The 11,736-nt window shown below is 42.1% G+C and carries 11 protein-coding genes; 8 read left to right on the top strand and 3 right to left on the bottom strand.

From position 1 onward, the window contains the following. The first annotated feature begins 187 nt into the window (after positions 1 to 187). From mutL to DSM08_RS03055, 4 genes are read left to right on the top strand one after another with little or no spacing between them, the layout of a single operon-like run. The gene (mutL, locus tag DSM08_RS03070) at positions 188 to 2,059 is read left to right on the top strand and encodes a DNA mismatch repair endonuclease MutL (RefSeq protein ID WP_149524768.1); all 1,872 of its coding nucleotides are present in this window, start codon (positions 188 to 190) and stop codon (positions 2,057 to 2,059) included. Between the two features lie 19 nt (positions 2,060 to 2,078). Next, positions 2,079 to 2,801: a rhomboid family intramembrane serine protease gene (locus DSM08_RS03065; protein WP_149524767.1), complete on the top strand. Its 723-nt coding sequence runs from the start codon at positions 2,079 to 2,081 to the stop codon at positions 2,799 to 2,801. Between the two features lie 9 nt (positions 2,802 to 2,810). Then, positions 2,811 to 3,686, top strand: coding sequence for a rhomboid family intramembrane serine protease (locus DSM08_RS03060; RefSeq protein ID WP_149524766.1), 876 nt, complete (start codon positions 2,811 to 2,813; stop codon positions 3,684 to 3,686). Then, positions 3,686 to 4,795, top strand: coding sequence for an endonuclease/exonuclease/phosphatase family protein (locus DSM08_RS03055; protein ID WP_149524765.1), 1,110 nt, complete (start codon positions 3,686 to 3,688; stop codon positions 4,793 to 4,795). Before DSM08_RS03060 ends, DSM08_RS03055 begins: the two co-directional genes overlap by 1 nt. Here the strand turns inward: DSM08_RS03055 and DSM08_RS03050 are convergent. Further along, on the bottom strand, positions 4,792 to 6,393 hold the full coding sequence (locus DSM08_RS03050; RefSeq protein ID WP_149524764.1) for a S41 family peptidase: 1,602 nt from the start codon (positions 6,391 to 6,393) through the stop codon (positions 4,792 to 4,794). The genes DSM08_RS03055 and DSM08_RS03050 overlap by 4 nt on opposite strands. 138 nt (positions 6,394 to 6,531) lie before the next feature. Between DSM08_RS03050 and DSM08_RS03045 the strand changes: the two genes are divergently transcribed. The 4 genes from DSM08_RS03045 to DSM08_RS03030 all read left to right on the top strand — a co-directional run bounded on the left by DSM08_RS03045 (position 6,532) and on the right by DSM08_RS03030 (position 9,707). Continuing rightward, a complete protein-coding gene (locus DSM08_RS03045) occupies positions 6,532 to 7,098 on the top strand; it encodes a hypothetical protein (protein ID WP_149524763.1) in 567 nt (188 codons plus the stop codon). A 44-nt stretch (positions 7,099 to 7,142) separates the two neighbouring features. Further along, a complete protein-coding gene (locus DSM08_RS03040) occupies positions 7,143 to 7,493 on the top strand; it encodes a n-acetylglutamate synthase (RefSeq protein ID WP_149524762.1) in 351 nt (116 codons plus the stop codon). Positions 7,494 to 7,771: 278 nt separating this feature from the next. Continuing rightward, entirely contained in the window at positions 7,772 to 9,169 is a 1,398-nt protein-coding gene (gene fumC / locus DSM08_RS03035; RefSeq protein ID WP_149524761.1) for a class II fumarate hydratase, read from the top strand. 34 nt (positions 9,170 to 9,203) lie between these two features. Further along, complete coding sequence (locus DSM08_RS03030) at positions 9,204 to 9,707, top strand: fumarate hydratase (RefSeq protein ID WP_149524760.1); 504 nt, start codon at positions 9,204 to 9,206, stop codon at positions 9,705 to 9,707. A 37-nt stretch (positions 9,708 to 9,744) separates the two neighbouring features. On the opposite strand, the gene DSM08_RS03025 is transcribed toward DSM08_RS03030, so the two are convergent. Both DSM08_RS03025 and DSM08_RS03020 read right to left on the bottom strand, forming a co-directional pair. After that, complete coding sequence (locus DSM08_RS03025; RefSeq protein WP_149524759.1) at positions 9,745 to 10,851, bottom strand: toxic anion resistance protein; 1,107 nt, start codon at positions 10,849 to 10,851, stop codon at positions 9,745 to 9,747. 6 nt (positions 10,852 to 10,857) lie between these two features. After that, complete coding sequence (locus DSM08_RS03020; protein ID WP_149524758.1) at positions 10,858 to 11,643, bottom strand: hypothetical protein; 786 nt, start codon at positions 11,641 to 11,643, stop codon at positions 10,858 to 10,860. Between the last annotated feature and the right edge of the window lie 93 nt (positions 11,644 to 11,736).

Here is an 11,736-nt window from a genome sequence, read left to right as displayed (position 1 = left end):
TTTTGAGAGCCGTAAGTATTTACGGCTCTTTTTTCTTTAAAATTACTGTCAATCCGTCATGGATTTCGAACAGAAATATGCTAATCGATGTTATACTAAAAAAGGCAATAAATTGTTTTTCAGCGGGAAAGGCTTGTGGGGCGTTTATCGGGGATGATTAGCATCATTTTTGTTAACTTTGTAGACTATGTCGGATATTATTCAATTGCTTCCCGATTCAGTAGCCAATCAGATCGCGGCGGGTGAGGTTGTTCAACGACCAGCATCAGCAGTGAAGGAGATGATGGAGAATGCTATCGATGCGGGGGCAGATCAAATAAAACTTATTGTAAAGGATGCGGGGAAGTCATTGATTCAGGTTATTGACAATGGCTGTGGTATGAGCGTTACGGATGCTCGTGTATGTTTTGAGCGGCATGCGACGTCGAAAATCCGTAAGGCGGAGGATTTATTTGCTATCCGTACGATGGGCTTCCGTGGTGAGGCGATGGCTTCTATTGCGGCGATTGCGCACGTGGAACTTCGTACGCGCCGACATGAGGATGAGTTAGGAACTGTTGTTGAGATCGAAGGTTCGGAAGTTGTTCAGCAATATCCGGATCAGACTCCAGCAGGCAGTAGTATCTCGGTGAAAAACCTATTCTACAACATTCCTGCGAGACGCAACTTTCTGAAGAGCAATTCCGTAGAGTTGAGACATATTCTCGACGAGTTTCAGCGTATTGCCTTGGCTCATCCCGAGATTTTCTTCTCGTTGCATAGCGATGGTAACGAGATGTTCCACCTTCCGAAGGAATCCCTGAAGCAGCGGATAGTCCATTTGTTTGGCAATAGCTATAACCAGCGTCTGGTGCCTGTAGAGGAGACGACGACCATATTGAACATTAAGGGGTATATTGGGAAGCCTGAGTTTGCGAAGAAGACGCGCGGAGAGCAGTTTTTCTTTGTGAACAATCGTTTTATTAAGGATCCTTATTTGAATCATGCAGTTCTGAATGCCTACGAGGAGATTCTTCCGGCAGATATGTTTCCATTGTATGTCTTGTTCATCGACATCGACCCTTCGAAGATCGATATCAATGTACATCCTACGAAAACGGAGATAAAATATGAAGATGAGAAGGCTATTTACGCTATTCTTCGTTCTGCGGTAAAGCGTTCATTAGGTCGGTATAATATAACCCCATCTTTAGACTTTGAACAGGAAACAGGATTTGACACCTTGATCACGCCTAAGCCATTGGATGAGATACAGGCGCCGACTATTAATTTCAATCCGAATTTCAATCCGTTCGATGATGGTAATCCGAGCGCACGATCGGCGGTAAGCCGTTCATACAGCTATCCGGAGGCCTTAGAGCGTAAGACGAGCATTCCTCAGAACTGGGATTCGCTTTATCAGATTACAGAGCAAGAGGAATCTACACAGTTGCCGCTTATTCCGGAAGAGCAAGCGACCGACAGTGGTTTTATTCAGGCATCAGATCAGCCGAAAAAGCAGTTTTTCCAGTTACATAATCGTTATATTGTATCGCAGATTCATTCTGGATTTATGTTGATTGATCAGCAGGCGGCGCATGAGCGCATTCTGTTTGAGCAATTTCAACAGCATTTGATCAACAATCAGGGTTCGAGTCAGCAAAGTTTGTTTCCACAGACGGTAGAGCTGAATGCGGCAGATTTTGCATTGATTCAGGACATGTTGCCTGAGATTCATTCTTTGGGTTTTCAGTTGCGCCCGTTCGGGAAAACGACTTTTGTCGTGGATGGGATTCCTGCAGATCTAGAGAATGTAAATGAGGGGCAGATTATCGAACAGTTGCTGGAGGATTTCAAGAACCAGAGCGACCTGCGGTTGAATAAGCGCGAGAAACTGGCGAAGAGTTTGGCAAAGAATGCCGCTATAAAGGCCGGTACAAAATTAGATAACCAAGGGATGGAGGACTTAATCGACCGCCTATTCGCCTGCGAATTACCGAATATTTCGATTCATGGGAAACCCGTTATCATCACATATACATTACAAGAATTAGCAGAGCGATTTGCTAGAAACATTTAGACCGATATTTAATTGAAATATGAATAATCTATTAGGAAATTTACCTCCGGTTGTTAAGAACTTACTGATCATCAATGTGGTCTGTTTTATAGGTTCGTTAATATTTACTCAGGCACCAAGATTATTCGGTGTATTTTATCCAGACTCACCATTTTTCCATATCTGGCAGCCGATTACCTATATGTTCATGCACGACAATCTGGGCTTTGCACATATTTTCTTCAATATGTTTTCCTTGGTGATGTTCGGTCCTATCGTCGAGCGCGTTTTAGGCTCTAAGAAATTCCTAAACTACTATCTGATCTGTGGATTGGGGGCTTTGGTTTTGCAGTATGGGGTTCAGGCCATTGAGGTGTATCAGATTACAGGAACCGTGCAGGCATCGGATTACGTCAATTTTGACATGCTAAATGATCGAATCTACAGCACAAAGCAGATTTCACAGGAGAACTTCAACACGCTAGCATCGATTTATGGCACGCCTTTGGTAGGAGCTTCGGGAGCTATTTATGGCTTATTATTGGCTTTTGCAGTTTTGTTTCCAAACATGGAATTGATGTTACTTTTCATTCCTGTTCCTATAAAAGCAAAATACTTTATTCCAATTTTAATAGTTATAGAAGTATACTTAGGATTCTCTAGAGGAGGCTCCTCGATTGCGCACTTAGCACACGTCGGGGGAGCGCTATTTGGTTTTATCCTATTAAAAATGTGGGGAGTACGCCGAGGCAATTATTATTAGTAGATCGTGATGAAGAAAGATAACGCACTGAAAGATTTTTTTAAAACTACTTACAGTAGCCGCTCGCCGATACCCTATATTTTATCTGCGCAGATTTTTCTATTCGTTATTATTCATCTGTTTGATCTTTTTGTGGAAGTTGGGATCACCAACTATCCTCTTTACGATAAAGTGTTGAGCTACCTGAGTCTACCCGGTGAATTCAGTAAGTTTATCCAACAGCCTTGGTCGTTAGTGACCTATCCTTTCCTATACACCGGATTGTTTAATATTCTGTTCGATTGCCTGTGGATCTATTGGCTAGGGAATGTCTTTTTAGGCTTTTTAAATAATCGTCAGTTCCTGACGGTATTCTTAAGTGCTATCTTCATCGGAGGCCTTTCCTTCTTAGCTCTATCGCAGATTCCACTCTTAGCGAAGAGTCCACAGACCTTTCTGCATACCAATGCGATGAGCATCGGAGCATTGATGGGAAGCTTGCTGATACTGGTTCCTAAAATGGAATTCAGACTTTTCTTGTTTGGCAATGTGAAGTTCCAAACGATTGCATTCGTCTTTTTGGGGTTGCAGTTTCTCTTCCTATTTTTAATCAACAAGCCTGGCGCAATATCATTACTGATCAGCACCTCATGGGGGATGCTGTTCATTAGTCAGCTACGCAAAGGAAATGATTGGAGCAAGCTTTTTGAACGAAAACCTGACAGTAAATTACGTGTTGTACATACAGAAAATAAACCACCGGTTTACAGAAGCTATAAAGGCGACTTACCGAACCAAGAGGTAATCGATGAAATATTGGATAAAATTTCCCAATACGGTTATGAAAGTCTATCTTCACGGGAAAAAGAAATCCTTTTTAAAGTAAGTAGAGAAGAGCAAGAGTAATGTTAATTAACAAAAAGAACTTGGGTTTTTTCAGCAAAACCGTGATGCTTGGCAATTTGCTTGCAGTTGTCGGTCTACTTCTAAGCTACTCCGCTTCTTTTATCAATCCAAAGTCTTTCTGGGGTATTGCCTTCTTAGGATTGGGTTATTTGCCTATCCTGCTTATCAATGTCGGATTTATTCTTTACTGGATACTACGAAAACCGCGTTTCGCACTTCTTTCTCTTGGTGCGATATTATTAGGTTGGAACCTGATGACGCAGCATATAACCTTTAGCGAACAGGTTGATTTGGCTCCTTCCGACACCTCGCTTCGTGTCATGTCCTTCAATGCACATATGTTCTCTCCAATTGAGGGTTCCGAGAAGCCGCCTAAAGAGGAATTCATCGAGATCGTCAATGAAACAAAGCCGGATGTATTGTGTGTGCAAGAGTTCTATAGCACAATCAAAGGCAATAAGCGTTTTAGCGAGACTCTAAAAAACAAAGCTGACTTTGATACCTATTACTTTGCTCCATCGACACAGAACGATTATATGGCCTATGGACAGGCTATTTTTTCTAAATATCCCATCATTAACTCAGGATTGATTAAAAAGAATGAATACGGTATCAACCGTATCATTTACGCTGATATCGTAAAAAATCAAGATACGATCCGTGTCTATAATGTGCACCTCCGCTCATTTGGATTGCAAAACGAAGATAAGGAATTCATTCAGAATCCTGGCGGAGCCGGAGGAGCAGAAGAAACGGCAACTCGCCGTGTAGGAAGAAAGCTGAAATGGGCTTTCGAACAGCGCAGTAATCAGGCGGAGTCTCTATCCGAACATATGGCCGAAAGCCACCTGCCGAAGATTATCATGGGTGATTTTAATGATACCCCCATGTCATACAGCGTTAATCTGATTGGAAAGGATATGAAGAATGCATTTCAGGAGAAAGGCAATGGATGGGGTATTACGCATTTCGAGATGCTACCTATCCTCCAGATAGATTATATTTTTGCCGACAAGCAATTCGCTGTCAACAACTACCATATCATTAAGGAAAAGCTTTCAGATCACTACCCGATTTGGGCAGATTTAAGTATGCACAAAGGAAATTAAGATTGTGTGTTAAGCTGCTGTAAAGCCTTCTCGATAAAGAAATCATAACGATTCTTTACTTTAAAATAAGCTTCCCTACCGAAATAGTACCGACCCAAGAGAGCTTCAATATCACTTTGTATCAGATCGTGCAAGTCTATCTGTTTGCGTGCGCTTAGGCGAACTCCCCTTTGGTTAAGGAAATTAATAAAGCTGCTGTACTCTGAATTTGGAAGGGTATATCCTTGCAAGAAGTTCTCGATAGAATAGGCAGGTAGTTTCTTCGTGAAGCGACTGTAGACAAACTGCTCTACAAGACTCGACTGCGCTAGATCCTGATAAATAATGCTCACCTCGTTAGAGTCCACAGGAACTAACAGATCAGGCACAATACCTCCACCAGAGAAGAGCTTCTTGCCCAAGCCCGTTTGGTATGACTTTCCATGTGCATACGTCGTGTCTAATGACCAAAGACCGCTATACATAGACGCGTAATCTTGCATATTTGACCAATTCGGACTGTATTTACGTTGGATACTACGTCCTAGCGGCGTATAGTATCGAGCAATACTCAAGTTGATCGTTGATCCATCAGAGAAATCGAATAGCTCTTGGACAATCCCTTTTCCATAAGTACGACGTCCGATCAAAATACCTCGATCCCAATCTTGCACTGCACCTGCAACAACTTCACTCGCAGAAGCCGTACGCTCATTCACTAGCACCACCAGTTTACCATTTGCGTAATTGCCTTTACTTTCCGATAGGTAATCTCTGCGCGCTTCATGAGCTCCTTCCGTATATACTACCAAGCGTTGATCGGCGAAGAACTCGCTTGCCAACTTGATTGCGATATGAAAGTATCCTCCGCCATTGTCTCTCAAGTCGAGGATGAGGTTCTTCGCACCTTGCTTCTTAAGCTCGATGATCGCATTCCGAAACTCTTCCGCAGTCTTCAATCCGAAACGACGGATACGAACGAACGCGACGGTAGGTTCGATCATGTAAGCTACGTCCAAGGAGCTTACACTGATCTGGTCTCGCTTTGCTTTCAAGGGGAATGGCAGCGCAATGGAATCGCGTTGGATGAACATCTCTACCTCTGTACCACGCTTACCACGAATTAGCTTCTCTACTTCTTCCTTCGACACCAGATTCCCTGCAACGGGTTTATTACTAATCTTCAGAATTCGATCCCCTACTTTGAAACCAGCCTTATCCGCCGGACCATTGGTAATCACTCCAACTACCAGCAGGGTATCGTTCAGATTGAAATACTCCATTCCTATCCCTTCGAAAGTACCTTCAAGGATTTCCGTTTGAGTCTGCGACTCATTAGGCATCAGAAATAAAGAGTAAGGATCGAGATGGGAAATGATATGGTTGATCGCCCCGTTTTGGACGGAATCCATATTGATGCTATCCACATATCGGGTGGAAATAAGATCTACAACCTGTTGTATCTTATACGCATTATCGGAAATACCAATAGGCACCAAGGAACCACCAGAACTGATTCGCTCTTGGTCAGCGTAATTCTGCCCGAGAATCAATCCTAATAGGAGTGTAGCCGCATAGGTGGCTGCAACGAAAATATTCCTCTTTCTTCCTTTTTGCATTTATGGTCTGGTGCGCAAAATTAACACTTAACGATTTGTTTAAAAGAATAATATAATAAATAATTTATCAACAATTAACAGTCCAAACAAGACTTGTAACGGTAATATTTCAGCAATTTTCAATATTTTTACATACTCATGCACGAAATAGAACCATATTACAACTGGAGAGACGATTATATAGCCTCAGAAGATGAGCGAAGCCCATTTTATGGCACTATACATTCAGAATTTGAGTTTGATAAGAAAATCTATAATTTTCTTTTACATCCACAATGGGATGAGTTTGGATCATTGACGCTTTACCTGAAAGTTTTGTATGCAGATTACGATAAAGGATTCTGCATCATTGAACTCATTGGCGAATGGAACGATGCGATCTACAACGACATCATGATCCTAAAACGCGAGATCATCGACCTGATGATCGGCGAGGGTATCAATAAGTTTATCCTGATTGGAGAGAACGTTTTGAACTTCCATGCTTCCGATGATTCCTATTATGAAGAATGGTTTCAAGATGTCGAAGACGGGTGGATCGTAGGAATCAATTTCCGCGAACATGTTATTCAAGAATTCGAGAGCAACCACATCGACTATTACATTAACTTCGGACAGTATTTCAACAACTTCCCTTGGCGCACATTAAAGCCGAAACAACTTTATCATCACATAGAAGAACACATGCAAAAAAGGCTGAATTAATGTTGTTATTGATAGCCTTTTCATCATAAATAAATACCAGCGCCATGAACGTAAGATCTATCAACTACCACAACCGCATATTCCGAACCTTAAGCAACAGCAACAACGGCGAAACTTCCCCTGAAACAGAATTTCATTACAAGCATATCGGCAATATTGTCTTCGCGGACTACAGTGGCGGAGCTATTAAATATGGGCATCTTTTAGGGATAGTTTCTGAGTATGGCACAATCGACATGCGCTATCATCAGGTTAATCATGCTGGCGAACTCATGACAGGTATCTGCCAATCACGCCCTGAAGTTTTAGCAAACGGTAAAATCCGCTTACATGAGACCTGGCAATGGACTTCCTGCGACCTAAGCAAAGGCGAGAGCATTGTCGAAGAAGTATAAGTACCCCAACACTCCCCTTTCTCCTCTCCAAACATAGATGCAAAATCCGCATAACACACCTGCGTGGCCTCAACAATTGGCGAAAAGCAATAAAATAGGCTTTTTTTAAGTATCTTTAGCCTATCATAAAATTCGTAAAAACTATATTCCAATCATCTACGTTAGGTTAAGTCAACGATTAAAGTAAACAGAGTCCACATCTTTCGTTAACGACGAAGGAATAAGATTTGGATATACGTTATGACAGTCCTAAATTTGCCTAACAAAAATTTGTAATTATGTCATTCAGAATAGAAAAAGACACCATGGGCGAGGTTCAAGTACCTGCCGACAAATACTGGGGTGCACAAACTGAACGTTCAAGAAACAACTTTAAAATTGGTCCAGCGGCATCTATGCCACATGAGATCATAGCAGGCTTTGCTTACCTAAAGAAAGCAGCTGCCTATGCTAACCATGAATTAGGCGTACTACCTGTAGAGAAGCGTGATGCTATCGCTGCAGTATGCGACGAAATCTTAGCAGGTAAACTAGATGACCAATTCCCATTAGTTATCTGGCAAACAGGATCAGGAACACAGTCCAACATGAATGTGAATGAAGTAGTCGCTAACCGCGCGCAAGTACTTGCAGGTGGAAAGATCGGCGAAGGTGAGCCTGTATTAAAAGCGAATGATGATGTAAACAAATCACAGTCTTCTAACGATACATTCCCTACGGGTATGCACATTGCGGCTTACAAAGCAGTAGTAGAAGTGACTATCCCTGGCGTTGAGAAGCTTCGCGATACATTGAAAAGAAAATCCGAAGAGTTCATGAACGTAGTAAAGATTGGACGTACGCATTTAATGGATGCTACACCACTTACACTAGGTCAAGAGCTTTCAGGCTATGTAGCGCAGTTAAATCACGGTCTTAAAGCGTTAAGAAATACGTTATCACACCTTGCAGAAGTAGCATTAGGTGGTACAGCCGTTGGTACGGGTTTAAATACACCTAACGGATACGACGTTGTTGTTGCCAAATATATCGCTGAGTTCACAGGTCATCCATTCGTTACTGCCGAGAACAAATTCGAAGCACTAGCAGCACACGATGCTATCGTTGAAACACACGGTGCTTTGAAACAATTAGCCGTAGCATTGAATAAGATTGCTAACGATATCCGTATGTTAGCATCAGGTCCTCGTTCAGGAATTGGTGAGATCCTTATTCCGGAGAACGAACCAGGATCGTCGATTATGCCAGGAAAAGTAAACCCTACGCAGTGTGAGGCTTTAACAATGGTTGCAGCACAGGTAATGGGTAATGATGTAGCAATCACAATCGGAGGTACGCAAGGTCACTACGAGCTTAACGTATTCAAACCATTGATGGCTGCAAACTTCTTACAATCAGCAAGACTTATCGGAGATGCATGTGTATCTTTCGAAGAGCACTGTGCGGTAGGTATCGAGCCTAACTACGCACGCATCAAAGAATTAGTAGACAACTCCTTGATGTTAGTAACAGCATTGAACACGAAGATCGGTTACTACAAAGCTGCGGAGATTGCACAAACAGCACACAAAAACAATTCTACATTAAAAGAAACAGCTATCGCATTAGGTTATGTTACTGCCGAGCAATTCGACGAGTGGGTAAAACCGGAAGATATGGTAGGTAGCTTAAAATAAAAGAGTGGATAAACGCTTAAAATTACATATTTCAATGAAAGCATACCTTGCCCTAGTGTTAGGTATGTTTTTTATTGGCAGCAGCTGTCAGCGACATTCTGATATGCAGGATGAGGGAGCAGATTGGTTTCAGGGTGTATGGGTACAGGACAGCATCCCCAACTCAGCAAATATGCTGAACTATACCTTACATGAATTCCGTGTCACCTGCGACTCGATTTACACAACCATGAAAGTGCACAATAAGGTAAAAACAATGCCCGACAGTTGCTACAAAAATGGAGAATGGACAGAATATGCAAAGGCTGTCTATGTATTGCGCGGCGACAGTATGATTGTCGAAGGCGTCTATACAAAACCCAACTGGAAACAAAAGATCTCCGGATGTTATAAGCAAGGGGAATACTTGCCACGCTATAAAGTGGCTTACAAAAGCAAGGATAGCGTCGTATTGGAAAACAAATTTGATGCAAGACCTGTCGTTCTCAAGAAGATCAAAGACATTACCTGCGTACCTAAAAAACGTTGGGAACTATAAAAAGAAAGAGCCGCTAAACGCGGCTCTTTCTTTTTATCTAGTTTATCAGTCTCGTCTCATCCGACGATTTCAAAATATGGTTCTTCAATTCAGTCTCCGCCTGCAATAGATCTGCTTCGGCAACCTTACGTTTCTCTCTACCCTCTTTCTGAATACGCAACACCTCTTCAATCGTCGTGATAATATCCGTATTCGCTTTCTTAATGGTTTCCACGTCGATAATACCACGCTCCGTTTCCTTCGCTACATTGATAGTCGCATCTTTCAACATCTCCGAATTGCGCTTCAAGAGTTCATTCGTCGCGTCAGTAACCGCACGTTGTGCTTCCAACGCGCTCTGCGCATGCGCAATACCTAAAGTCAATACCATTTGGTTCTTCCACAAAGGCAAGGTATTCACAATACTTGACTGGATTTTTTCCATCAGCGAGCTGCTATTGCTTTGGATCATACGAATCTGCGGAGCCGTCTGCAAGACCACCATTCGGGTAAGCTTCAGGTCATGCACCTTACGTTCGAAACGAACAACATGTTGCTCCATGTCTTTATACTCCTGTATCTTATGCTGATCTCCTGTCGATTCAGCCTCCGCTTTCATCGCCGGTAAAGTCACGGTTAGCACCTCATGCAACTTCTCCTCCCCTGCTTGAATATGCAGCGAAAGGTCTTTAAAGTATTGCTGATTCTGAACAAAAAGCTTATCGAAGATGTTGACATCCTTCGCTAAGTTCTTATAGTGCCCCTCCAGCTTCAATTCAATGCTATGAATGTTCTTCTCCACAGAAGCATATTCCGTACGAAGACGACCGATCTTTTTCTTGATATTATCGAAGAAAGGAATCAACGGTTTCTTATTCAATTTCTCATCGAAATTCTTAATCTCCCCACGAAGATTCAACAGAATATCTTCCGCACCACCAAGATCCTTGGTCCGCACCTGCTTCAAAATCTCGTTCGAGAAATTACTTACATTGGACTGGCTACCGACACCAAATTGGATAATATCAGTGGTTGATTTTAAGTTAATCTTATCCTTATATTGTTGAATTAAGCCCTTCTCTTCCTCTGTAAAGTTTACAGCGATTTCGCCAGGCTTATTCTTGTTCTGGTCATCATCCAAATTTGTCAAATCTAAGTTTGCCATAATATCTTAATCTTTTAAAAGGTTTCTACTTTTTAAGGTTTGCAGATAAACATCGGTCTCCGCCGATACATCCAGCATCCCCATCTTAAAATGATTCGTTACTTCTTGCTCAATGGCCACCGAAGCCTGGCGTATCACACTTTCCAGCTTACGCTTCGATTCCATCGTGATGCTATTGCTCAGATGCGTATTCTCCAACTCATCATATTGCATCAGCACATTCACTACCGTCGAATGGCGCACAAGAAACTTCTCTGCTTCACGAACATCTTTCTTCTCCAACAATTGAAATAACCGGATAATCTTATCGATATCCGTTTGAATACTTCTATTGTCTATTTGCTTGCGCCAATGTAACAGTCGTTCCACAAAAAATTGAGGCGTATCAATAGACGCCGATTTAAGTTCCAAATATTTCTGTGCAGAAGGCGTCGATATCCATGTCAACGGACGAACCTCGCCCAGCTCCAAGCGCTGTAAATAAGGCTTCGCCTGATTCAGCAGCATGCCATTACCAACGATATAAGACACCACAGAACCACCCATCGTTAGCAGCATCGCGGAGCTCAATGTTCCGAAGAAGTAAATGAAGGATACCAACAGTGCAATCTCTACGGCCAATAATGCCACCCCCGCAACATACCAAGAACGAACCTTCGTTTTCTTAGCTTGTCCCAACATGACGAAGGGATGTATATGTATAGGCAATGGGATAATCATTAATACAGACAAAATCGTCCACATTAACTGTCTGACCTCCCACGGTCTACTTTTCTTTGTTGCCCAACCCATTTTGCAATTTAATTATTTTTATAAAAATACACCAATTCTTATTCCAATGCATACTTTCATCCTAAAAACTAGGTAATTGGCATAAAAACACCT

The organism is Sphingobacterium hotanense, from assembly GCF_008274825.1.
GTDB lineage: Bacteria > Bacteroidota > Bacteroidia > Sphingobacteriales > Sphingobacteriaceae > Sphingobacterium > Sphingobacterium hotanense.
Note: the sequence above shows the minus strand (reverse complement) of the source record. Positions and strands in the feature narration are given on the sequence as shown.